The organism is Pseudomonas sp. C9 (assembly GCF_002000165.1).
In the GTDB taxonomy this organism is placed as follows: Bacteria; Pseudomonadota; Gammaproteobacteria; order Pseudomonadales; family Pseudomonadaceae; genus Aquipseudomonas.
The window spans coordinates 2,734,241-2,756,915 of sequence record NZ_MPAK01000001.1 but is presented as its reverse complement, the minus strand read 5'-3'; the positions used below and the strand labels follow the sequence as shown (position 1 = coordinate 2,756,915).

At 60.7% G+C, this 22,675-nt stretch carries 19 protein-coding genes; 10 read left to right on the top strand and 9 right to left on the bottom strand.

All coding sequences use genetic code 11. The features are described 5' to 3' along the window. Positions 1-8: 8 nt before the first annotated feature. Genes BMS17_RS12855 through BMS17_RS12830 form a run of 6 tightly spaced genes read left to right on the top strand, consistent with a single transcriptional unit; the run spans position 9 to position 6,231 of the window. The gene (locus tag BMS17_RS12855; RefSeq protein ID WP_046030639.1) at positions 9-719 is read left to right on the top strand and encodes an ABC transporter ATP-binding protein; all 711 of its coding nucleotides are present in this window, start codon (positions 9-11) and stop codon (positions 717-719) included. Then, complete coding sequence (locus BMS17_RS12850) at positions 703-1,926, top strand: ABC transporter permease (RefSeq protein ID WP_077431043.1); 1,224 nt, start codon at positions 703-705, stop codon at positions 1,924-1,926. The genes BMS17_RS12855 and BMS17_RS12850 overlap by 17 nt, the downstream gene beginning before the upstream one ends. Then, positions 1,916-3,460, top strand: coding sequence for an SUMF1/EgtB/PvdO family nonheme iron enzyme (locus BMS17_RS12845; RefSeq protein WP_046030643.1), 1,545 nt, complete (start codon positions 1,916-1,918; stop codon positions 3,458-3,460). The genes BMS17_RS12850 and BMS17_RS12845 overlap by 11 nt, the downstream gene beginning before the upstream one ends. A gap of 34 nt (positions 3,461-3,494) precedes the next feature. Next, positions 3,495-4,232 (top strand): hypothetical protein, encoded by a 738-nt coding sequence (locus BMS17_RS12840; RefSeq protein WP_077431042.1) that lies wholly within the window; start codon positions 3,495-3,497, stop codon positions 4,230-4,232. Between the two features lie 4 nt (positions 4,233-4,236). Beyond that, the gene (locus BMS17_RS12835; RefSeq protein WP_046030645.1) at positions 4,237-4,743 is read left to right on the top strand and encodes a hypothetical protein; all 507 of its coding nucleotides are present in this window, start codon (positions 4,237-4,239) and stop codon (positions 4,741-4,743) included. A gap of 54 nt (positions 4,744-4,797) precedes the next feature. Beyond that, positions 4,798-6,231, top strand: coding sequence for a VWA domain-containing protein (locus tag BMS17_RS12830; RefSeq protein ID WP_077431041.1), 1,434 nt, complete (start codon positions 4,798-4,800; stop codon positions 6,229-6,231). 123 nt (positions 6,232-6,354) lie between these two features. On the opposite strand, the gene BMS17_RS12825 is transcribed toward BMS17_RS12830, so the two are convergent. Together BMS17_RS12825 and BMS17_RS12815 are read right to left on the bottom strand one after the other, a co-directional pair. Beyond that, positions 6,355-8,331 carry a methyl-accepting chemotaxis protein gene (locus BMS17_RS12825; RefSeq protein WP_077431040.1) on the bottom strand — a complete coding sequence of 659 codons (1,977 nt, stop codon included), beginning with the start codon at positions 8,329-8,331 and terminating at the stop codon, positions 6,355-6,357. A 189-nt stretch (positions 8,332-8,520) separates the two neighbouring features. Further along, positions 8,521-9,441, bottom strand: coding sequence for a LysR substrate-binding domain-containing protein (locus BMS17_RS12815; protein ID WP_046030648.1), 921 nt, complete (start codon positions 9,439-9,441; stop codon positions 8,521-8,523). Between the two features lie 158 nt (positions 9,442-9,599). On the opposite strand from BMS17_RS12815, the gene BMS17_RS12810 reads away from it, so the two are divergent. Then, the gene (locus BMS17_RS12810; RefSeq protein WP_077431039.1) at positions 9,600-10,997 is read left to right on the top strand and encodes a NorM family multidrug efflux MATE transporter; all 1,398 of its coding nucleotides are present in this window, start codon (positions 9,600-9,602) and stop codon (positions 10,995-10,997) included. A gap of 105 nt (positions 10,998-11,102) precedes the next feature. Here the strand turns inward: BMS17_RS12810 and BMS17_RS12805 are convergent, their stop codons facing one another. Then, positions 11,103-12,776, bottom strand: a complete 1,674-nt coding sequence (locus tag BMS17_RS12805; RefSeq protein ID WP_046030649.1) for a bifunctional diguanylate cyclase/phosphodiesterase — start codon at positions 12,774-12,776, stop codon at positions 11,103-11,105. A gap of 262 nt (positions 12,777-13,038) precedes the next feature. Here BMS17_RS12805 and rep point away from each other — a divergent pair, with 262 nt between their 5' ends. Together rep and BMS17_RS12795 are read left to right on the top strand one after the other, a co-directional pair. Beyond that, positions 13,039-15,048, top strand: coding sequence for a DNA helicase Rep (gene rep, locus BMS17_RS12800; protein ID WP_046030650.1), 2,010 nt, complete (start codon positions 13,039-13,041; stop codon positions 15,046-15,048). Between the two features lie 85 nt (positions 15,049-15,133). Further along, positions 15,134-15,706, top strand: coding sequence for a xanthine phosphoribosyltransferase (locus tag BMS17_RS12795; RefSeq protein ID WP_046030651.1), 573 nt, complete (start codon positions 15,134-15,136; stop codon positions 15,704-15,706). A gap of 128 nt (positions 15,707-15,834) precedes the next feature. Here the strand turns inward: BMS17_RS12795 and BMS17_RS12790 are convergent, their stop codons facing one another. From BMS17_RS12790 to dadA, 6 genes are all read right to left on the bottom strand, one after another. Then, the gene (locus BMS17_RS12790; protein WP_077431038.1) at positions 15,835-17,757 is read right to left on the bottom strand and encodes an acetyl-CoA hydrolase/transferase C-terminal domain-containing protein; all 1,923 of its coding nucleotides are present in this window, start codon (positions 17,755-17,757) and stop codon (positions 15,835-15,837) included. 134 nt (positions 17,758-17,891) lie between these two features. Continuing rightward, entirely contained in the window at positions 17,892-18,308 is a 417-nt protein-coding gene (locus tag BMS17_RS12785) for a cytochrome c5 family protein (RefSeq protein WP_033053381.1), read from the bottom strand. A 183-nt stretch (positions 18,309-18,491) separates the two neighbouring features. After that, positions 18,492-19,040, bottom strand: a complete 549-nt coding sequence (locus tag BMS17_RS12780; RefSeq protein WP_007947433.1) for a cupin domain-containing protein — start codon at positions 19,038-19,040, stop codon at positions 18,492-18,494. Between the two features lie 128 nt (positions 19,041-19,168). Beyond that, positions 19,169-20,242, bottom strand: a complete 1,074-nt coding sequence (alr, locus tag BMS17_RS12775) for an alanine racemase (RefSeq protein WP_077431037.1) — start codon at positions 20,240-20,242, stop codon at positions 19,169-19,171. Between the two features lie 95 nt (positions 20,243-20,337). Next, entirely contained in the window at positions 20,338-20,691 is a 354-nt protein-coding gene (locus BMS17_RS12770) for a RidA family protein (RefSeq protein WP_027926366.1), read from the bottom strand. Continuing rightward, entirely contained in the window at positions 20,663-21,967 is a 1,305-nt protein-coding gene (dadA, locus tag BMS17_RS12765; RefSeq protein ID WP_046031107.1) for a D-amino acid dehydrogenase, read from the bottom strand. Before dadA ends, BMS17_RS12770 begins: the two co-directional genes overlap by 29 nt. A gap of 157 nt (positions 21,968-22,124) precedes the next feature. Here dadA and BMS17_RS12760 point away from each other — a divergent pair, with 157 nt between their 5' ends. Then, positions 22,125-22,613, top strand: coding sequence for an Lrp/AsnC ligand binding domain-containing protein (locus BMS17_RS12760; RefSeq protein WP_003177284.1), 489 nt, complete (start codon positions 22,125-22,127; stop codon positions 22,611-22,613). Positions 22,614-22,675: the final 62 nt, after the last annotated feature.

Sequence of the window (22,675 nt, the reverse complement as noted above, 5' to 3'; positions counted from 1 at the left end):
AGACACCCATGCTCGATATCAAGAACCTGCTGGTGCGTCGTGGTGACGGCGCGCTGGCCCACCACGTGCGCCTGCCGCACTTGCAGGTTGGCGCCGGAGAAATCCTCGCCATCACCGGCGAGAGTGGCAGCGGCAAAAGTACATTGCTCGAAGCCATCGGCCTGTTGCTCGCGCCTGTCGAACTCGAGCGCTTTCGTCTGGGCCCGACGTCAGCGGCACCGGCTCAAGACATCGCTCAACTGCTCGCCAGCGACGACCAGCCCGCCTTGGCGGCGGTGCGTTCACGGCATTTGGGATTCATTTTGCAGAGCGGCGGCTTGCTGCCGTTCCTCAGCGTGCGTGACAACATCAGCCTGCCGCGCCGTTTGCTCGGGATGTCGGCGAAGAGCGAGCACATCGACCACGCTGTTGACGTGTTGCGCCTGAGCGGGTTGCTGGATAAACAACCGCAGGCATTGTCGATCGGCGAACGCCAGCGCGTTGCCTGCGTTCGGGCCATTGCCCATGAACCGGTGCTGCTGCTGGCCGACGAACCGACCGCCGCGCTCGACCCCCACAGCGCCCGGCGTTTGTTCGAGTTGCTGCTGAGCCTGGTGTCGAACATGGGCTTGAGTGCACTGGTGGTGTCCCATGATTGGGCCTTGCTGAAGTCTTTCGGCTTGCCGCGACTGGGTGCTGTCAGCCGTCAGGGAGAGACACTGTTTGAACCCATGGATTAATCAAGTGCGCCTGTTGGGCTCATTGGCGCTGCAAGACCTCTGGCACGACCGCAAGGTCTCGCTGTGCATCGCCGCCTCCCTGGTGGCGGTGATCGCGCCGCTGTTGCTGCTGTTTGGTCTCAAGCACGGGGTGGTCAGCCAGTTGCAGGACGAACTGCTGCGCGACCCGCGCAACCTTGAAGTGAAGATGCTCAGCAACGGCAACTACGACAGCGCCTGGATCGAGCGTTTGCGCCAGCTCCCCGAGACCGGCTTTGCCCTCGGCCAGACGCGCTCGCTCAATACCCAGGCTGATTTGCTGATGGGCATGCAACGCTTTGTCGAAGGTGCGGAAATCATTGCCACCGAACCGGGCGACCCGCAACTGAACCTCGCGTCGCTCAACCCGGTCGGCAATCAAGTGATCCTCAGCGCCAGCGCCGCGCAACGCTTGCAGGCCAAGGTCGGCGACAGTGTGCAACTGCGGGCGCTGCGCCGCCTGGAAGGTGTCAATGAACGCGGCGAGATAACACTGACGGTGCTCGCCGTGCTCGACGGTGCACGTTTCGGTCGCGCCGCCGGGTTTGTCGCCCCGCCGTTGCTGTTGAACCTGGAGCGCTTTCGCGATGGCTATGAGGTCAGTGCGTTCGGCGTTGCCACCGGCAAGCCTCTGGACAACCTGCAACCGCTGTATGCCCGTGCCCGGGTGTATGCGCGCGACATCGATCAAGTGGCGCCACTGGAGCGCTGGCTCAACGAACAACACATCGAAACGTCGAGCCGACTGGCCGACATCGACAACGTCAAAGCCATCAACCATGTGCTGGGGCTGATTTTCGGGGTTATCGCCATGGCGGCGCTGATCGGCTGCGTAGCGTCGATGGTCGGCGCGTTCCTGGCCAACATCGACCGCAAGCGCAAAAGTCTCGCGGTGCTGCGCCTGCTGGGTTTCAAACGCAGGGCCGTCGGTGGTTTCGTGGTCCTGCAAGCGTTGCTGCTGAGCCTGGCCGGTTACGTGGGCGGGCTGGGCTTCTATGCCGTTGGCAGTCATCTGTTCGACTATTTGCTCGGCAGCAGCCAGGCCACCGGCACGTTCGTGTGCCACATTACGGTCTGGCATGGCCTTGGCGCCCTGCTCCTGACCTTTCTGGTCGCTGCGCTGGTGGCCGTGATTGGCGCCCTGCGAGCCATCAACATCCAACCTGCGGAGAGTCTGCGTGAGCTATAAACGTTTTGGCTTGCTATTGCCACTGGGCCTTGGCTATTTGCTCGACGCCTCGGCTGCGGGCTGGGAAGAGAAGTATTACAACCCGATGCCGGACGCCGCCGACGTGGTGCTGCCGATGCCCTGCGAAGGCTCGATGGTCTTTCGCAAGGTGTTCATTCCGGTGGCAGGGCCGCTCGATGACTACCCGATCAACATCGGTCAGGACGGCGCGGAATATGGCTACGTCGAACAGACGCGGCCGACGTTCATCGCCGGCAGTTTTACCGGTGCCAAGAACGACAAGTCCCGCTATTACCTGATGGCCAAGTACGAGATGAGTCAGTTGCAATACGCCGCACTGACCGAAGAAACCTGCCCGACGGCTGCGACCAAGATGCGCTTGCCGCAAGTGGCGGTGAGCTGGGTGCAAGCCATCGAAGCCGCCGACAAATACAACCTGTGGCTGCGCAAGAACGCCGCCGACAAGTTGCCCAAGGAAGACGGGGCGATGGGCTTCTTGCGCCTGCCGACTGAAGTCGAGTGGGAGTTCGCCGCACGCGGCGGGCTGGAAGTCGGCGCCGCTGAATTCCGCGACACGCACTACCCGATGCCCGAAGGGATCAACGCCTACGAGTGGTTCGCCGGGGCGCAATCGTCCAACGGCAAGCTGCAATTGTCTGGCCTGCAAAAGCCCAATCCGCTGGGCCTGCATGACATGCTCGGCAACGTCGACGAAATGATGTTCGAACCGTTTCGCCTGAACAAACTCGACCGCCAGCACGGTCAGGCAGGCGGCTACGTGGTCCGTGGCGGCAACTACCTGACAGCGCAAGCCGACCTGCGTACTGCGTTGCGCAAGGAAGAGCCGTATTACAATGCCGAAGGCCAGGTGAAAAACAAAACCACCGGCCTGCGACTGGTATTGGTCTCGCCGACCCTGACCTCCCGCGAGCGCGTCGCCAGCATTGAAAACAGCTGGAAGAAACTTGGCACCGGCAGCAAAGAAACCGAGTCTGCCGACAAAGGCACCGTTCAATCCTTGAACAGCCTGGCCTCGGGCGTCGAAGACAAAGCCCTCAAGGAAAAGCTCCAGGCCCTGGAAAACCAGTTGCGCGCCAGCAACCAGCAACAGGAAGAAACCCGCGACCAGGCGATCCGCGCCAGCCTGAACCTGGGCGCGTTCCTGTGCACCAAGATGCTCGACGACGGCCAGTACGTGGACTTCCTGCAAAAGAACTACAAGCTCAATTGCGAAGCCGCGGAAAAGGACGCGAGCTGCGACATGCGCAAAGGCAAGCTCGAGGAGCAGAAGGATCGCCTGCACAAACTCAGCCGTTACTACGCCAGCAGCCTGGTGGAATCGGCGACCTTGTACGGCCAGCCACTGCTTGAAAAACAGGTTCCGGTGATGGAAGAAATCATCACCCGCAACAAACAGCTGCAAGACCTCAAACCGTACTTGCGCACCCACTGGGCCAATCAGAAGGCGTTCCTGCAAAAGCAGAAGATCGACACTGAGGCCTGGCTGACCAGCTGCAAAACCGTCACTCAATAACAACATGTCAACACCGTCATCTAGGAGTTTCACCATGTCGCGCAGCCTTTGGACTCGCTTCAAGCTACAGATTGCTTTCGTACTGACCGGCAGCCTGCTGCTGACCGGTTGCGCCAACACCGGCAGCTCCATGCTCGGCGAAAGCGGCGGCGGCACCGACCCGCGCCTGACCCAAGGCCAAGATGCAGAGTTTTTCAGCAAATCCGGCTACCAGGCCTGCGCGGTCGGCGCCGGTGTCGGCATCCTCACCTGCGCGCTGTCCAACAGCAGCAACAAAGCCGTGTGCGCCATCGCTGCCGGCATTACCGCGTGTGGCGTGGCCATGGGCGCGAACTACTATCTGGATCAGCGTCGCAGCGAATACGCCGATACCACCACCCGCTTGGCGAAGATGAACAGCGACGTCGAACAAGACACCCAGAACGTGATCGCCCGTACTGCGACCGCTCAGCAAGTGATCAACGATGACGAGGCGCGCATCGCCCAGATCAAAAAAGACATCGCCAACAAGAAAGTCGACAAGACCAAGGCCCAGACGCAAATCGCCGAAATCGATTCGAACATCGCCCGCCTGCGTAAAGACCTCGGCAACATGCGCACCAAAGTCACCGAGTACACCAAAGTAGCCGATGCCGAACGCGCACAAGGCGCACAAGGTGCCGAGATCAAGCAAGTGGACATGAACATTGCGAAAATGAACCAGAAAGTCACGGCCCTGCAGAAGGAAGTCGACGGTCTGTACAGCCAACGCTCCGCGATCACCCTGGGCTAAGCACATGACACTACGACAGCTGGCGGTCCTTACCGCCGTCCTGGCCCTGAGCGGTTGCGCGACGAAGCCCGGCGAATGCGATTCGACCAATCGCGACAGCAGCATGCTGACCAAGATGAACTGCGACTACTCCGGTGGTTACAGCGATCAGGTCAAGCAGAAGGAGCTGGCCCTGAGCGAGTCCCGCCAGCAAAACGCAATGTTCCATCAGGTGTACGCGGACATTCAGGCCCAGCAACTGAGCACTAAAGCCGATCTGGCGAGCCAGCAGAAATCCCAGGCAGCGCTGAATCAGTCTTTGAGTCAGTTGCTAAGCTCGCTCAAGGCTCGGCGTGGCAACGAAAGCAGTGTGCAGAAGCAGATTGCCAGCATCGAGCAGCAACTCAAGGCCTCGCAAGCGGCGCCAACGACCAAAGCCACTCCAGCATCGCTGGCGGCCAAGCAGGAACAACTGAAGGCGTTGCAGAAGAAGGTCAATCAGCTGCAATTCAGCCTCGGTTACGAAGAGTAATGTTCACCCCGCAGGCATCTCCTGGATGCCTGCACTTTTTCAGGAATCGTCGTCATGCAGCGGGTCATCAGGGATGCGCAAGCCACACCGGAGGGGATGAGTGCGCTGCAAGCCAAAGTCGCCCTCATCCAGAAACACTTTCCGCCGACCGTCGCCAGTCTCTTCGCCATCCCGCGAATGGGCAGTGGTGACGTGCTGGAATGGTGGACCGAACTGGGTGGGCAACCCACGCCCTACGCCGACCTCAACGAGGACGCGCAACGACGTTTGCTGGAAACCTATGAAGTGCGTCAGACGTCCTTGGGACAGCTGGCGGACGAACTGCAAAAACGCGGTCAGCCCACGGTAGCAGATGACCTGCGCAGCCTGCTCGGCACGCCTGAGCTGGACAAACTCTACAGCCTCAACGGTGAGCCGTTGGTGGTGCGCTGGAACCAGCGCCCGCCAAAACCGATCGTACCGCCGGTTGTTCCGGTGGCGCCGATCGTACCGCCGTCACGGCGTGGCTGGTGGATTGCGGCAGCCCTGCTCGCGCTGCTGTTGCTGCTTCTGGCGCTGTGGCTCTGGTGGTTCCTGCACCGTGAACCGGTCGTCGTGGCTCCGCCGGTAGCGCCTGTTGCGCCAGTGGTAACGCCGGTGGAAAAACCGGTCGAGCCTGTTCCCGAGCCTGTTGTGGAACCGGAGCCTGCTCCAGAACCAGAACCCGCGCCAGAACCGGTGCCACCACCCAAGCCGGTCCCACCACCAAAACCGGTAGTGCCCGCGCCGCCGCCACCACCACCGCCACCGCCGCCACCTCCGGCCCCGACGCTGGATAACTTCGCCTGCCGCAAAAAAGCGCCTGACGCCAAGATCCCGCAATTCGTGGTGGTGCTCGACACCTCAGGCTCGATGGATTTGAACATCAAGTCCGTGAAAGCCGACGAAGACTGGTTCTTCGGCAATGAGCTGAACAAGTACCTGGACGTGAACCGCACCCAACAGATCTTCGCCAAGCCGAGCCGCATGGACGTCGCCAAGGACTCGTTGGCCGGCATGATCAACGGGCTGGACCCGAAGATCGACACGCGCCTGATCACCTTCGCCGGTTGTGAAAGAACACCGGACCAGGGCGTGTTCAGATTTGGCGATCGCCCGCGGCTGATCAACGGGATTCGAGGCCTGGTTCCCAACGACGGTACACCGCTGGCTGACAGCCTGGCCTACGCGGCCAGCACCGTTGACGGGCGCAATAACGATGCCGTGATCGTGATGTTCGTCGACGGTGAAGACGGCTGCCAGAAAGACGCCTGCGCCGTGTCGCGCCGAATCGCCAAGGAACAACCGCGACTACGGGTCAACGTAGTGAAAATCGGCGCCGGTGGCCCGTCGCGCTGCATCGCCGAAAACACCGGTGGCCGGGTTTACAACAGCACCAATGCGTCTGAATTGGCCAATCAGTTGAAACAGGCAAGCAAGGAAGTATCGAGCAATGCCAAGTGCGACTAGCCGGGAATAGATCCTGAATTGAGGTGACCCCATCGCGAGCAAGCTCGCTCCCACACTGGATATGTGATCGACACATAACCCTGTAGGAGTGAGCCTGCTCGCGAAAGCTATTTCAGAGACGCCTCAACGAAACCGGTCAACCTCTTGGCGCAAGTCCGCCGCGAGCTTCTCCAGCTCCTTGGCCGTCACCGCCAGGTTGGACACCACTTCGCGCTGCTCACTGTTGGCCAGCGCAATGCTTTGCAGGTTGCTACTCAGCAACGTTGCGGTGCTGCTTTGCTCCTGGGTCGCGGTGGTAATCGCCGCAAACTGCTGACCGGCCGAACGGCTCTGCTCGTCGATTCGCGCCAAGGCCGAAGCCACGTTGGCGTTACGCGACAAACCTTCCTGCATCAACACATTGCCCTGCTCCATGGTGCTGATGGCGTTGCCGGTTTCCTGCTGGATGCTGCTGATCATCCCGGAAATTTCGTCAGTGGCCTGACGAGTACGCGAAGCCAGGTTGCGCACCTCATCGGCAACCACCGCAAAACCACGGCCCTGTTCACCGGCACGGGCCGCTTCGATGGCGGCGTTCAGTGCCAGCAGGTTGGTCTGTTCGGCAATCGAGGTGATCACCCCGACGATGCCGCCGATTTCTTGTGAGCGCTGACCGAGGGTGTTGATCACCGTCGCGGTGCTGTTCAGTGCGCTGGCGATTTGCTCCAGCGACGAGGACGCTTCACCCATCGACGTACGACCGATCTGGGTTTGTTGTGCGTTTTCCTGGGCCAGACGCTGAGTGTTGCCCATGTTGTCGGCAATGTTCAGGGACGTGGCGCTGAACTCTTCCACGGCGCCGGCCATGCTGGTGATTTCGCCGGACTGTTGCTCCATCCCTTCATAGGCGCCACCGGACAGGCCGGACAATGCCTGGGCGCGGCTGTTGACCTCCTGCGAGGCTTTGCGGATGTGCTCGACCATGGTCGACAGGGCCTGGCTCATCTGGTTGAACGCGCGGGCCAGTTGACCGATCTCATCGTTGCTCGACACGTTCAGGCGCACGCTCAAATCACCGGCGCCCAAGGCTTCGGCCTGGCGCACCAGATCGCCCAGCGGCGCGAGCTTGCTGCGCAACAGCCAGACGGCTGAACTGACCGCGATCAGCATCGCCAGCAGACTGCCGATGGCCAATTGAATGCCGACACTCCAGGTCACGGCACTGATTTCGGCTTTGGGCATGTTCGCCACCACCGACCATGGTCCGCCGTCGAACGGCACGGCTACGCTGTAGAAGTCTTCCGATTTGTCGCCCCAGAAATCACCCTTGCCCGGTGTTTTCGCCAGGTCGACGATGGCCGCAACTGCTTGATCCAGTGCCTGCACGCCCGCCGGCGGCACCAACCATTTGTTTTGTTCATCCAGCAACGCCAGCGAACCGGTCTGGCCGATACGGAAGCGCTTGAGGTTGGCGAACTGGGCGTTCTGCGCGTCGGTGTAATCGAACCCTACGAACAGCACGGCAATCACCTTGCCGCTGCTGTCGCGTACGGGGGTGTATTGCGTCATGTAGGAACGTTCGAAAAGCAGGGCGCGTCCCACGTAGCTCTGCCCCGACATCAAACGCGCATACGCCGGATGGGCGTGGTCAAGCAGCGTGCCGATGGCGCGGTTGCCGTCCTGTTTGGTCAGGGAGGTGCTGACCCGAATGAAGTCTTCGCCACTGCGCACGAACAACGTGGCCACACCGGCGGTCATTTGCTTGAACTCGTCGACTTCCTTGAAGTTGTTGTTCAACACTTCGCTGCCCAGGTGCAGCCCCGGGGTCTGCACACCGGCCACCGTCACCGGCTCATCCGGGTGCAGGCTCAGGCCGGAGCTGAAGCGCTTCTCGAACAGGCCGCTCAGACGCTGGGTGCTTTCGCGCAAAGTACCGTGGAAGGTACTCAACTGATCGGCCAGTAACCGGGCTTCACTGGCCAGGTGCTCTTCGCGGGTCGCGAGGTTGGCAGTGTCCAGCGAACGCAGGGCGAACACGGTACTGCCAGTGATGACAATCGCCAGTATCACGGCAAGCGCAAGGCCAAGCTGTGAGGCAATCCGGGCACGGGGTTGAGACATGACAACTCCTGGCCGAGCGCCCTGCCCCCTGTTTGATCGGGCTGCACACTCAGCAAAATTTTTCTAATAATGGGAACAGCGCTGGACCTGCACGAAGGTTCCATTTGCAGATTTTCGGCGGCGATTCTGAATACTTGAGTAAATAGCCGGGATATGGCGCAAGGCCTCTATCACGCCAGCTCTATCGATTCAGCTCAAACGCTGCACATCCGGTAATTCCATCGCCCGGACTTCACCCAACAGAAAATCGCTGAGCCGGCGCAAACGATCACCTCCGGGGCGGGTTTTCGGCCAGACAAGGTAATAATTCTCACCGCTGGCAACGGCGGTCGGCCACGGCAAACTCAAACGCCCCTGCGCGACATCCTCCGCCACCATCAACAAATCCCCCATGGACACGCCGTAGCCCCGGGCGGCGGCAATCATGCCCAGCTCCAATGTGTCGAACACCTGCCCGCCCTTGAGCGAGACCTGATCGGTCAGGCCCATGCGGTCCAGCCAACTGCGCCAGTCGCGACGATCCGGCGTCGGGTGCAGCAGTTCGGTGCTGGCCAGGCGTGCAACGTCCCACGGCTGATCGTTCAGAAGATTCGGCGCGCCCACGGGAATCAGCTCCTCCGGGAACAGCAGCGTCGCTTCCCAGTCCGGCGGGAAATGCCCGTTGCTGAGGATCACGGCGCAGTCGAACGGTTCCTGATTGAAGTCCACCGAGTCGATGTCCATCCAGGCACTGGTCAGTTGCACTTCATTGCCCGGCTGCAGGTGCCGAAAGCGGCTGAGCCGCGCCAGCAGCCAGCGCATGGTCAATGTCGAAGGGGCTTTCATGCGCAGGATGTCGTCTTCGGCGCGCAAGGTATTGCAAGCGCGTTCCAGGGCGGAGAAACCGTCACGAATGCCCGGCAAAATCAGCCGTGCCGACTCGGTCAACTGCAGGTTGCGTCCACTACGGTGAAACAGCCGACAGGCAAAATGCTCTTCGAGTGTACGAATGTGTCGGCTGACGGCACTCTGGGTGATCGACAATTCTTCGGCGGCGCGAGTAAACGAGCTATGCCGAGCCGCCGCTTCAAATGCGCGCAAGGCATATAAGGGAGGAAGACGACGAGACATGCGGAAAGCTCCTATAGCGCAATCCGCTTACCCTAGCAGAATCTCCATCGCATGAGTTTGACTCATGCTACCCATCCTTTTTATCCCTTTGTGCAAACCCCTTGAAGCGCCGAGAATCGACCCTTTCCAGTTCACTTTGATAATCGAGCGTGATGACCATGAAGCATCCAGCGCGTATTGAACTCGGGGCCATCCTGCGGCTGGCGGGGCCGCTGATTGCCTCGCAGTTGGCGCACATGCTGATGGTCCTCACCGACACCTTGATGATGGCGCGCCTGAGTCCCGAGGCATTGGCCGGTGGCAGTCTGGGGGCAGCGAGCTATTCGTTCGTGTCGATTTTCTGCATCGGCGTGATTGCCGCCGTCGGCACCCTGGTGGCGATTCGTCAGGGCGCAGGCGACATCATCGGCGCTGCGCGGCTGACCCAGGCCGGAATGTGGCTGGCGTGGTTGATGGCACTGGTGGCCGGGCTGCTGCTGTGGAATCTCAAGCCTGTGCTGTTGCTGTTTGGCCAGACCGAGTCCAACGTCCACGCGGCCGGGCGGTTTCTGCTGATCCTGCCGTTCGCCCTGCCCGGTTACCTGAGCTTCATGGCCCTGCGCGGTTTCACCAGCGCCATTGGCCGGGCGACGCCGGTCATGGTGATCAGCCTCGGCGGTACGGTGGCGAACTTCCTGCTCAACTACGCCTTGATCACCGGCATGTTCGGCCTGCCGAAACTCGGGCTGATGGGTATCGGGCTGGTGACAGCGATTGTTGCCAACCTGATGGCCGTGGCGCTGGCGGTGCACATCCGCCGGCACCCGGCGTATGACGCCTACCCCTTGCGCCAGGGCCTGTCGCGACCTAACCGTCGGTATTTGAAGGAGCTGTGGCGCCTCGGCCTGCCGATTGGCGGCACATATGCGGTGGAGGTCGGGCTGTTTGCGTTCGCCGCGCTGTGCATGGGCACCATGGGCAGCACGCAGTTGGCGGCGCACCAGATCGCCCTGCAGATCGTGTCGGTCGCGTTCATGATTCCGGCCGGGATTTCCTACGCGATCACCATGCGCATCGGCCAACACTACGGCGCCGGGCAGTTACTGGATGCGCGGCTGGCGGGCCGGGTCGGGATTGCTTTCGGCGCGGCTGCGATGCTCGGTTTCGCCATGGTCTTCTGGTTCCTGCCGAACCAGTTGGTCGGCCTGTTCCTGGACCAGAACGACCCGGCCTTTCGCGACGTTATCAACCTGGCTGTGAGCCTGCTGGCGGTGGCGGCCTGGTTTGAGCTGTTCGACGGCACACAGACCATCGCCATGGGCTGCATACGCGGGCTCAAGGACGCCAAGACCACATTCCTGGTCGGGTTGGGCTGTTACTGGCTGATTGGCGCACCCGCCGCGTGGTGGATGGCCTTCCATGTGCACTGGGGGCCGACGGGCGTCTGGTGGGGGCTGGCGCTGGGGCTGGCGTTTGCGGCGGTGAGTCTGACGCTGGCGTTCGAGTGGAAGATGAAGCGGATGATTCGGCAGGAGCCGTCGTCACACCAGCGTTTCGAAATCCCTCAGCCAGACTGAGATCCCTGTAGGAGCATGGCTTGCCCGCGAGGAACGATAACGCGGTGTGCCTGCAAGACCGTGTCGCCTGCATCGCGGGCAAGCCTTGCTCCTACAGGATCCTCGCTAGTTCACGACTTCCAGCACTGGCTGCTGATCGCTGGCTGACGTCAAATACTCAACCAGCTCCGCCAACGGCAGCGGCTTGCTGATCAGGTAGCCCTGCACCTGATCGCAGCCAAAACCGCGCAACAGATCCAGCTGTTCCGGTGTTTCCACCCCTTCGGCAACCACCTCGAGATTGAGGTTGTGCGCCAGGTTGATCATCGCGTGGACCAGTTTGCGATTCTCCTCACGCTCTTCCATGCCGCCGACAAAGCTCTTGTCGACCTTCAGCAACGCGATCGGCAGGCTGTTGAGGTGCACGAAGGACGAGAACCCGGTGCCGAAGTCATCCAGCGAGAAGCGCACGCCCAGCCGCCCGAGGGCGTCCATGGTTTGCTTGACCAGATCGCTGCGACGCATCACCGCGGTTTCCGTCAGTTCGAATTCAAGCCACTGCGCTTCGACACCACGCTCGGCAATCAACCGGCTCAACGTGGACAGCAATTGGCTGTCCTGAAACTGCCGGAACGACAGGTTGATCGCCATGTGCAACGCCGGCAGCCCCTGCTCGCGCAAGGCCTGCATGTCGCGCAGGGCCCGGGAAATCACCCAGTAACCAAGCGGCACGATCAAACCGCTTTGCTCGGCCAGCGGTACGAATTCGCTCGGTGGCAACAAACCGCGCTCGGCGTGTCGCCAGCGCACCAGGGCTTCAAGGCCGACGATCTGGCCGTCATCCAGGTTCAGGCGGGGTTGGTAGTGCAGTTCGAGCTCGTCACGCCGCAAAGCCCGGCGCAACTCGCTTTCGAGATCGGCCATGCTGCGGGCGTTGCGGTTGATGCGTTCGTTGAAGATGTGAAAGGTGCAGCCTTGCGTGCTCTTGGCTTGCTGCATGGCGATGTGCGCGTGCCACATCAGCGGGTCGGCGCCGGCCTGGACCCGGGCGTGGGCAATGCCCAGGCTGGACCCGATCAACAGGCTTTCGCCGTCGACCCAGTAAGGTTCTGCCAGTGCTTCGGTGATGCGCTCGGCCATCCATTCGGCGCGCTGAGGCGCACGGCGGGTGTCGATCAGCAGGGCGAATTCGTCACTGCCCAGGCGCGCCAGTTGGTCGCCGGCCTCAAGTTGGCTTTTGAGCCGAGCGACCACTTGCAGAATCAATCGGTCGCCGGCCTGGTGGCCGAGGGCATCGTTGGCGTGACGGAAGTTGTCGAGGTCCAGGTGACCGAGGGCCAGGCCCCGGCCGTCGTTTTCTGCGAGGCGCGCTGCCAGCAGGGTCTGAAAACCCTGGCGATTGGCGATGCCGGTCAACGGGTCTTGCTCGGCCAGACGCTGCAAGGTGTTTTCCAGCAAGCCACGCTCGCGCACATGCCGCAGGCAACGGCGCAGCATGCCGGCATCGAGCAGGTCACGCACCAGCCAGTCACTCACGCTGTCGGGCGTCGTCACTGGCTCGTGCTCGAGCAACAACACCGTTGGCAAGCTGCAACGACCCGGTAGCGGCTGAAGTGCAGGAACAGTCAACAACACCGCGTTACGGTTGTCATCGAACAAACTGCTGACCGACTCCCAGCTCGGCGCGCTGATGAGCACGGCCGAGCTCCCCATCGGAGCCAGACACTCGCGCAACAACGCTGCCCACGCTGGCTCTTCGGCCAGTAACAGCAAACGCAAGGGTTCGACAGGCGTAGACAAGCTAGCTCCCTAGACTCTGCAAAGATGTAGGCGGCGGGCATTATGCCGCGCGGGTAACCAATGACCAAATGACATCGGTTATCAAACGCGTTTTGCGCCCGGAATAAGAACATTAGCCGCACATTCACCGCGCATCCTGCTTGAAAGTAACAAAACCGGCAATTAGAGAAAGCGTGTTACGTCACAAGTCGGACAGAGCAGCACAATTCGCTGAGCCTGTTAAAATGCCGGCCCATTTCACAAACGACTCCCTGAATTCTGTATGTCCCGACTCAATCCCCGGCAGCAAGAAGCCGTGAGCTACGTCGGCGGCCCTCTTTTGGTGCTCGCCGGTGCAGGCTCCGGCAAGACCAGCGTGATCACCCGCAAAATTGCGCACCTGATCCAGAACTGCGGCATCCGTGCCCAGTACATCGTCGCCATGACCTTTACCAACAAGGCCGCGCGCGAGATGAAGGAACGGGTCGGCACATTGCTCAAGGGTGGCGAAGGCCGTGGCCTGACCGTGTGCACCTTCCACAATCTGGGCCTGAACATCATCCGCAAGGAACACGTGCGCCTGGGTTACAAACCGGGCTTCTCGATCTTTGACGAAACTGACGTCAAAGCCTTGATGACCGACATCATGCAGAAGGAATACGCGGGCGACGACGGCGTCGACGAGATCAAGAACATGATCGGCTCGTGGAAAAACGACCTGATCCTGCCCGCCGAAGCCCTGGAAAACGCGCGCAACCCCAAGGAGCAGACCGCCGCCATCGTCTACACCCACTATCAGCGCACGCTCAAGGCGTTCAACGCGGTGGACTTCGACGACCTGATCCTGCTGCCGGTAAAGCTGTTCCAGGAACACGCCGACATCCTCGAAAAGTGGCAGAACAAAGTCCGCTACCTGCTGGTCGACGAATACCAGGACACCAACGCCAGCCAGTATTTGCTGGTGAAATTGCTGATCGGCACGCGCAACCAGTTCACCGTGGTCGGCGACGACGACCAGTCGATTTACGCTTGGCGCGGCGCCCGCCCGGAAAACCTGATGCTGCTCAAGGACGACTATCCGTCCCTGAAAGTGGTGATGCTGGAGCAAAACTACCGCTCCACCAGCCGCATCCTGCGTTGCGCCAACGTGCTGATTTCGAACAACCCGCACGAGTTCGAAAAACAGCTGTGGAGCGAGATGGGCCACGGCGACGAAATCCGCGTGATCCGCTGCCGCAACGAAGACGCCGAAGCCGAGCGCGTGGCGGTGGAACTGCTGACCCTGCATTTGCGCACAGACCGCCCGTACAGCGATTTCGCGATCCTGTATCGCGGCAACTACCAGGCCAAGCTGATCGAGCTGAAGCTGCAACACCACCAGATTCCGTATCGCCTCTCCGGCGGCAACAGCTTTTTCGGGCGTCAGGAAGTGAAAGACCTGATGGCCTACTTCCGCCTGATCGTGAACCCGGACGACGACAACGCCTTCCTGCGGGTGATCAACGTCCCACGTCGGGAGATCGGTTCGACCACCCTGGAAAAGCTCGGCAACTACGCTACTGAACGCAAAATCTCGATGTACGCCGCCACCGATGAGATCGGTCTGGGTGAGCATCTGGACACGCGCTTCACCGATCGCCTGTCGCGCTTCAAGCGCTTCATGGACAAGGTGCGCGAGCAGTGCGCCGGCGAAGACCCGATTTCGGCATTGCGCAGCATGGTCATGGACATCGACTACGAGAACTGGCTGCGCACCAACAGCTCCAGTGACAAGGCCGCCGATTACCGCATGGGCAACGTCTGGTTCCTGATCGAGGCGTTGAAAAACACCTTGGAGAAAGACGAAGAAGGCGAGATGACCGTCGAAGACGCCATCGGCAAACTCGTCCTGCGCGACATGCTCGAACGCCAGCAGGAAGAGGAAGACGGCGCCGAAGGTGTGCAAATGATGACCTTGCACGCGTCCAAAGGCCTGGAATTCCCTTACGTGTTCATCATGGGCATGGAAGAGGAAATCCTCCCGCACCGCTCCAGCATCGAAGCCGACACCATCGAAGAAGAGCGCCGCCTGGCCTACGTCGGGATTACCCGCGCGCGCCAGACCCTGGCCTTCACCTTCGCCGCCAAGCGCAAGCAGTACGGCGAAATCATCGACTGCGCGCCGAGCCGCTTCCTTGATGAGCTGCCGCCGGACGATCTGGCGTGGGAAGGCAACGACGACACACCGGTTGAAGTCAAAGCCGTTCGCGGAAATACCGCATTGGCGGATATACGCGCGATGTTAAAGCGCTAGAATTGAGCACTTTTTAATCAAAGCATTTTTAACCGAACACTTTTTGACAAGCTCGGCGCACATGGCGCCAGTAGAGGAACGCTTCATGGAAGCACTGCACCAGAAAATTCGCGAACAAGGCATCGTGCTTTCCGATCAGGTCCTGAAGGTAGACGCCTTTTTGAACCACCAGATCGACCCGGCCCTGATGAAGCTGATCGGCGACGAATTCGCCGCTCTGTTCAAGGACTCGGGCATCACCAAGATCGTCACCATCGAAGCCTCGGGCATCGCCCCGGCGATCATGACCGGCCTGAACCTCGGCGTGCCGGTGATCTTCGCCCGCAAGCAGCAGTCCCTGACCCTGACTGAAAACCTGCTGTCGGCGACCGTTTACTCGTTCACCAAGAAGACCGAAAGCACCGTGGCGATTTCCCCGCGCCACCTGACCAGCAGCGACCGCGTGCTGATCATCGATGACTTTTTGGCCAACGGTAAGGCATCGCAGGCACTGATCTCGATCATCAAACAGGCCGGCGCCACCGTGGCGGGCCTGGGTATCGTGATCGAGAAGTCGTTCCAGGGTGGTCGTGCCGAACTGGATGCACAGGGTTATCGCGTGGAATCCCTGGCTCGCGTGCAATCGCTGGCCGGCGGCGTCGTGACCTTCATCGACTAAAGCTACACCACAAAACTAGTGTGGGAGCGGGCTTGCTCGCGAAGGCGGTGTGTCAGTCGACATCAACTTTGACTGTTACACCGCATTCGCGAGCAAGCCCGCTCCCACATTTGATCTCCACTAGCCGTTTAAATAGCGGTGGCTTTCAGGCCGGTGAGTAGCAGGCGCTGGAACAGGTCTTCCTTCAACCCATCAGGGTTGGTCAGTTGCATCCGCTCCAGATGCTCTGGAAACACCGAAGCCTCAGGCGCATCCAGTGCAGCTTTGCCCAGTTCCAGAATCTCCGTCAGTTTGAACTTGCTCTTCAGCCAGTTCAGCGCCCGCAACACGTCGCGCTCCACCTCAGTGAAATCGCAGCCCAGCGGATATTCCGGAAACAGGTTCGGATGCTGCGCCTGAATCGCCTGTAAACGCTCTGGGCTGTTGTCGGCGAAGCGTGGGGCGATACGGAAGTCCTTGGGCAGCTTGCCAACGCTCTGCGCCTGCTGGATCAGCCCCGACTGAAACCGCGAATCGCTGATATTGAGCAACGCCTCGATCACCGCCGCATCGTTTTTGCCGCGCAAGTCGGCGATGCCGTATTCGGTGACCACGATATCGCGCAGATGCCGTGGGATCGTGCAGTGGCCGTACTGCCAGACGATGTTCGAACTGACCTCACCGCCCGCCTCACGCCAACTGCGCAGCAACAGCACCGAACGTGCGCCTTCCAGTGCATGGCCCTGGGCAACGAAGTTGTATTGCCCACCCACACCGCTCAGCACTCGTCCGTCTTCGAGCTGATCGGCCACGCCGGCACCGAGCAGGGTCATGGTGAACACCGTGTTGATGAAGCGCGCATCCAGGCGCTGCAGGCGCTTGAGTTCTTCCTGACCGTAAAGCTCATTGATGTAGCTGATGCGGGTCATGTTGAATTCAACGCGCTTGCTCTGCGGCAATTCCCGCAAGCGCTCATAGAAACTGCGTGGTCCCAGGAAAAACCCGCCGTGAATCGAAATGCCGTCGGTTTGCGCGGCCTCGTCCAGAGTGCCGGCATTCGCCTGCTGCTGGGTGAGGACGTCGGGATAGACCTTGCGCCGCACAATCCCGGCATCCGCGAGCACCAGCAAGCCGTTGACGAACATTTCGCTGCAACCGTACAGGCCTTTGGCGAAAGGTTCGAGGCCGCCTTCGCGCTCGATCAACTGCGCCCACTGGCTCAGATTCACGTCTGCCAGCAAAGCCTTGTAACCGTCATTGTCGGCCTGACGCGCCAGCAACGCCGCCGTTAGAGCATCGCCCATGGCGCCGATACCGATCTGCAGCGTGCCACCGTCGCGCACCAGGGTGCTGGCGTGCAGGCCGATGAAGTGATCCTGAAAGCCCACCGGCATGTTCGGCGTGGAAAACAGCGTGGTGCTGTCTTTCTTGTCGATCAGCAGGTCAAAGGTGTCGATGCCCACCTCCGCGTCGCCTGGCATATAGGGCAAGTCGTTGTGTACCTGGCCCACCAGCAGAATCGTTTCCCCCGCCGCCCGGCGTCTGGCGATCATCGGGAACAGGTCGAGGGTGATGTCCGGGTTGCAACTCAGGCTCAGGCGATCGGGATGATCGCTGTGGCTCGCCACCAATTGCGCGACCAGGTTCAAACCGGCAGCGTTGATGTCCCGTGCGGCGTGGCTGTAGTTGCTGCTGACGTAGTCCTGCTGGGCTGACGCGCTGTGCAGCAGGCTGCCGGGCTGCATGAAGAACTGCTGGATGTGGATGTTCGGCGGCAGGTTGTCTTTGTGCAGACCCTGCAGAAAATCCAGCTCCGGATAGTCGCCGAATACCTGTTCGATGAAGGGTTCGAGGAAGCGCTTCTGCAAACCATCGCCCAATGCCGGACGGCCCAGGCACAGCGCGGTGTAGATCGTCAGCCGCCGCTGCGGCAGTTGCGCAATGCGCTGGTACAGCGCGTTGACGAAGTGGTTGGGTTTACCCAGGCCAAGGGGCAAGCCCATGTGAATGTGCGCCGGCAACCGTGCCAACACGTCATCCACGGCCTGTTCGATTGAACACAGCTGAACCATCTGATCCTCCCTTACATTCCGTGATTCGGGTTGGACCGAGCTTGCCGGGTCTTTGCTGCATTGAACAGTCTCAGGCACAAATCGCAGGCACAAAAAAACCGCTCGAAAGCGGCTTTTTCGCTGAAAACGCTGGCTTATTTCAGGCCGGACATCTTCTGGATGGCGCCTTTGAGCTCGGCGTCCGCGCAATCGGCGCAGGTGCCTTTTGGCGGCATTGCATTGAGACCGGAGATCGCCTTTGCGAGCAGGCCGTCAACACCGCCTTCCTTCTTGGCACGCTCGCCCCACGCTGCGGCGTCACCGATTTTCGGTGCGCCCAACAGGCCAGTGCCGTGGCAAGCGTTGCAATGTTTAGCAATCACTTCGTCCGGGGTTTTGGCACCGCCACCACCGCCAGCAGAGGCAGCAACTTCCATCCCCTTGCACTCTTTGCCCTGAACGCAAACCTGGCCGACTGGCTCAAGGCGTTTGGCAATATCGTCGTTCGTCGCAGCTTGAGCGCTGACAGCCCAAAGGGCCAATACGGTTGCTGGTACAGCCAGCATTTTCATAATTAGATTCACGCGTTCACCCTCAATGGTGGCTAGTCACGCCTACGGCCACGGTTCGCAGGCGGGCGCAAGTATAGCGGTAAGCCCGCCACACTGAAACAACCCCAAAGTCGAAGGGGTCTTATGCTGCAGCGGAAAAACTGCCTGGGTGCCTCGGCCTGACTGGCAGGGCGCCTTCTTTACTTAGAAATTCGCCGGTGTCGCTGCGCTGATTAGTCGCGCCGGCGCATCGAACGGATTTCGGAAACGATGCGGCTTGGTACTCTCAAAGTAGTAGCTATCGCCGGCTTCGAGCACAAAAGTTTCAAGCCCGACCACCAGTTCCAGCCGACCCTCCACCAAAATGCCGGTCTCCTCGCCCTCATGGGTGAGCATCTCGTCACCGGTATCGGCGCCTGGCGGGTAGATTTCATTCAGAAAGGCGATGGCCCGGCTCGGATGAGCACGGCCGACCAGTTTCATGGTCACTGCGCCATCGGAAATATCGATCAGTTCGTTGGCTTTGTAGACGATCTGCGTCGGTTTTTCCTGCAGGATTTCTTCAGAAAAGAACTCGACCATGGACATGGGAATCCCGCCCAGTACTTTGCGCAGCGAACTGATCGAGGGGCTGACGCTGTTCTTCTCGATCATCGAAATCGTGCTGTTGGTGACACCCGCGCGCTTGGCGAGCTCACGCTGCGAAAGGCCTTTGAGCTTACGGATGGATTGCAGTCGTTCACCGACGTCCAATGCTTGCGCCTCCAGGGATTCAGGTTGTAGGAATATTGAGCGTTATCATGGCGACAGCGTTCAGTATTTACAACACTTGGACCTGAATCCTGTGGGGCGAGGCGACTTCCGGTGTGGACCGCTGGGTGTCAGCCCTCGGAATAGAGCAGTGGCACCCGGCGCAGGTTGCAGAAGATCTGATAAGGAATCGTGTCCGCGGCCGCCGCCACGTCGCTGGCGAGGATATTTTTGCCCCACAACTCGACGGTCGAACCGAGGCCGGCTTGCGGTACATCGGTCAGGTCGATGCAGAGCATGTCCATCGATACGCGGCCGATCAACTGGCTGCGCTGCCCGGCCACCAGCACCGGCGTACCGGTCGGAGCATGACGCGGATAACCATCGGCATAACCCATGGCGACCACGCCGACGCGCATCGGCTTGGGTGTAATGAATTTGGCGCCGTAACCGATCGGCTCGCCGGCGGGCAGTTCACGCACGCAAATCACTTTGGATTCCAGGGTCATCACCGGTTGCAGGCGCGCCGCCACGGTGTTGGCTTCTTCGAACGGCGTCGCGCCGTACATCATGATGCCGGGGCGAACCCAGTCACTCGGGATCTGCGGCCAGCCCAGCACCGCCGGCGAATTGCGCAGGCTGACTTCCGCCGACAAGCCTTTACGCGCGGCTTCAAACACCGCGACCTGCTCGGCACTGGCCTGTTCGTGCAGCTCATCGGCCCGGGCGAAGTGACTCATCAGCACGACTTTCGCGACCTTGCCGCTGGCCAGCAGCCGTTGATAGGCGTCCTGATAATCCTTTGGATGCAGGCCGACGCGGTGCATGCCCGAATCGAGCTTGAGCCAGACCGTGATCGGCTTGCTCAGTGTGGCTTTTTCGATGGCTTCGAGTTGCCATAGCGAATGCACCACGCACCAGAAATCATGCTCGACGATCAGCGCCAACTCATCGGCTTCGAAGAATCCTTCCAGCAGCAACACCGGCGCCCGAATACCCGCCGCGCGCAGCTCCAACGCTTCTTCGATGCAGGCCACGGCAAAACCGTCAGCTTCGGCTTCCAGCGCTTGGGCGCAACGCACCGCACCATGACCGTAGGCATCGGCCTTGATCACCGCGAGGGCTTTGGCCCCGGTGATTTCACGGGCGATACGGAAGTTGTGACGCAGGGCTTGAAGGTCGATCAGGGCACGGGCTGGGCGCATGGCGGCAGACTTCTAGGCGGTCGTAGAATAAAAAAACCGGCGCTGGCTGGCGGCGTGAACCGCCAACAGCACCGGCAGAGGGATCTTGTAAAAGGTTACGGCAACGCGGCGACGATGGAGATCTCAACCAGGATGCTCGGCTTGGCCATCTTCGCTTCGACGGTGGCCCGGGCCGGTGCGGCGCCTTTGGGCAGCCACTGGTCCCACACCGAGTTCATCCCGGCAAAGTGCGCCTCGATGTCGTTCAGGTAGATCGTCGCCGACAGCAGATGCTGCTTGTCAGTCCCGGCCAGATCCAGCAAACGCTCGATATTGCCGAGGACGTCGCGGGTCTGCTGTTCTATCCCGGCGTTGAAGTCATCGCCGACCTGCCCCGCCAGATACACGGTGCCGTTGTGGCTGACGATCTGACTCATGCGCTCATTGGTGAGCTGGCGCTGGATTGCCATGTTTTGCGGACTCCTGGGGTTTGCTGCCATAACGGGAAATATCGAGGCCTTCGGCGCTGATCTGCGGCGTTTTCTTGGCCATCAGGTCGGCCAGCAAGCGGCCGGAGCCACAGGCCATGGTCCAGCCGAGTGTGCCGTGACCGGTGTTCAGGAACAGGTTCTTGAACGGTGTCGCGCCAACGATCGGCGTGCCATCCGGGGTAGTCGGACGCAGGCCGGTCCAGAAACTCGCCTGGGCCAGATCGCCGCCCTGAGGATAAAGGTCGTTGACGATCATCTCCAGGGTTTCGCGGCGGCGCGGGTTCAGCGACAGGTCAAAACCGGCGATCTCCGCCATGCCGCCGACGCGGATGCGGTTGTCGAAACGGGTGATCGCGACCTTGTAGGTCTCGTCGAGAATGGTCGAGGTCGGGGCCATCGCCGGGTTGGTGATCGGCACGGTCAGCGAGTAACCCTTGAGCGGGTACACCGGCGCCTTGATCCCCAGCGGCTTGAGCAATTGCGGCGAGTAGCTGCCGAGTGCCAATACGTAGCGGTCAGCGGTTTCCAGCTTGCCGTCGATCCACACGCCGTTGATGCGATCACCGGCGTAGTCGAGTTTCTGGATGTCCTGGCCGAAGCGGAATTCCACACCCAGTTTCACAGCCATTTCGGCCAGGCGGGTGGTGAAAATCTGGCAGTCGCCCGTCTGGTCGTTCGGCAGGCGCAGGGCACCGGCGAGGATGTCGGTGACGCTGGCCAGCGCCGGCTCAACGCGGGCAATGCCGGCGCGGTCGAGCAGTTCGAACGGTACGCCGGACTCTTTCAGCACCGCGATGTCTTTGGCGGCGCCATCCAGTTGAGCCTGGGTGCGGAACAGTTGCGTCGTGCCCAGGCTACGGCCTTCGTAGGCGATACCGGTTTCGGCGCGCAATTCGTCGAGGCAGTCGCGGCTGTACTCGGACAGGCGGACCATGCGCTCCTTGTTCACCGCGTAACGGCTAGCGGTGCAGTTGCGCAGCATCTGCGCCATCCACAGGTACTGATCGATGTCGGCAGTGGCCTTGATCGCCAGCGGTGCGTGGCGCTGCAACAGCCATTTGATGGCTTTGAGCGGCACACCCGGCGCCGCCCACGGCGAGGCATAACCCGGCGAAACCTGGCCGGCGTTGGCGAAACTGGTCTCCATGGCAGCGGCCGGCTGACGGTCCACCACCACCACTTCAAACCCGGCACGAGCCAGATAGTAAGCACTGGCGGTACCGATGACGCCGCTACCCAAGACCATAACGCGCATTTTCATATCCCTCATCGCGGCTGACCGCTGACGTGTGTTGTATTCAAACAGTGATGAGCGCAGTGTAAAAAAGATTTGCCAGTGTTTTTCACTATATAAGCAGCTATATTTGGCGACAATTCTCGGCAAAAACCCTTTTCACGGAGGCGCATCCCCTATGCGTACCAACACCCAGACCAAACGGGAGCTGGACAAGATCGATCGCAACATCTTGCGGATCCTGCAAGCGGACGGACGTATCTCCTTCACGGAGCTGGGGGAAAAGGTCGGGCTCTCGACCACGCCCTGTACGGAGCGGGTCCGGCGTCTGGAGCGCGAAGGGATCATCATGGGCTACAACGCCCGGCTCAATCCGCAACACCTGAAGGGTAGTCTCCTGGTGTTCGTCGAGATCAGTCTCGACTACAAATCCGGCGATACTTTCGAAGAGTTCCGACGTGCAGTGCTGAAATTGCCCCATGTACTGGAATGCCACCTGGTGTCAGGGGATTTCGACTATCTGGTGAAGGCGCGGATTTCCGAGATGGCCTCGTACCGCAAACTGCTGGGCGATATCCTGCTCAAGCTGCCGCATGTTCGCGAATCCAAGAGCTACATCGTGATGGAAGAGGTGAAAGAGAGCTTGAGCCTGCCGATTCCGGATTGAGCCTCCACTGATCGTTCCCATGCTCCGCGTGGGAATGCAGCCCGGGATGCTCTGCGTCCCAT

What these genes read in the sequence shown, in the direction of transcription:
- BMS17_RS12855 (WP_046030639.1), top strand. Translation starts at nt 9, where the DNA reads ATGCTCGATATCAAGAACCTGCTGGTGCGTCGTGGTGACGGCGCGCTG.
- BMS17_RS12840 (WP_077431042.1), top strand. Translation starts at nt 3,495, where the DNA reads ATGTCGCGCAGCCTTTGGACTCGCTTCAAGCTACAGATTGCTTTCGTA.
- BMS17_RS12835 (WP_046030645.1), top strand. Translation starts at nt 4,237, where the DNA reads ATGACACTACGACAGCTGGCGGTCCTTACCGCCGTCCTGGCCCTGAGC.
- BMS17_RS12830 (WP_077431041.1), top strand. Translation starts at nt 4,798, where the DNA reads ATGCAGCGGGTCATCAGGGATGCGCAAGCCACACCGGAGGGGATGAGT.
- BMS17_RS12825 (WP_077431040.1), bottom strand. Translation starts at nt 8,331, where the DNA reads ATGTCTCAACCCCGTGCCCGGATTGCCTCACAGCTTGGCCTTGCGCTT.
- BMS17_RS12815 (WP_046030648.1), bottom strand. Translation starts at nt 9,441, where the DNA reads ATGTCTCGTCGTCTTCCTCCCTTATATGCCTTGCGCGCATTTGAAGCG.
- BMS17_RS12810 (WP_077431039.1), top strand. Translation starts at nt 9,600, where the DNA reads ATGAAGCATCCAGCGCGTATTGAACTCGGGGCCATCCTGCGGCTGGCG.
- rep (WP_046030650.1), top strand. Translation starts at nt 13,039, where the DNA reads ATGTCCCGACTCAATCCCCGGCAGCAAGAAGCCGTGAGCTACGTCGGC.
- BMS17_RS12795 (WP_046030651.1), top strand. Translation starts at nt 15,134, where the DNA reads ATGGAAGCACTGCACCAGAAAATTCGCGAACAAGGCATCGTGCTTTCC.
- BMS17_RS12790 (WP_077431038.1), bottom strand. Translation starts at nt 17,757, where the DNA reads ATGGTTCAGCTGTGTTCAATCGAACAGGCCGTGGATGACGTGTTGGCA.
- BMS17_RS12785 (WP_033053381.1), bottom strand. Translation starts at nt 18,308, where the DNA reads ATGAAAATGCTGGCTGTACCAGCAACCGTATTGGCCCTTTGGGCTGTC.
- alr (WP_077431037.1), bottom strand. Translation starts at nt 20,242, where the DNA reads ATGCGCCCAGCCCGTGCCCTGATCGACCTTCAAGCCCTGCGTCACAAC.
- BMS17_RS12770 (WP_027926366.1), bottom strand. Translation starts at nt 20,691, where the DNA reads ATGGCAATCCAGCGCCAGCTCACCAATGAGCGCATGAGTCAGATCGTC.
- dadA (WP_046031107.1), bottom strand. Translation starts at nt 21,967, where the DNA reads ATGCGCGTTATGGTCTTGGGTAGCGGCGTCATCGGTACCGCCAGTGCT.
- BMS17_RS12760 (WP_003177284.1), top strand. Translation starts at nt 22,125, where the DNA reads ATGCGTACCAACACCCAGACCAAACGGGAGCTGGACAAGATCGATCGC.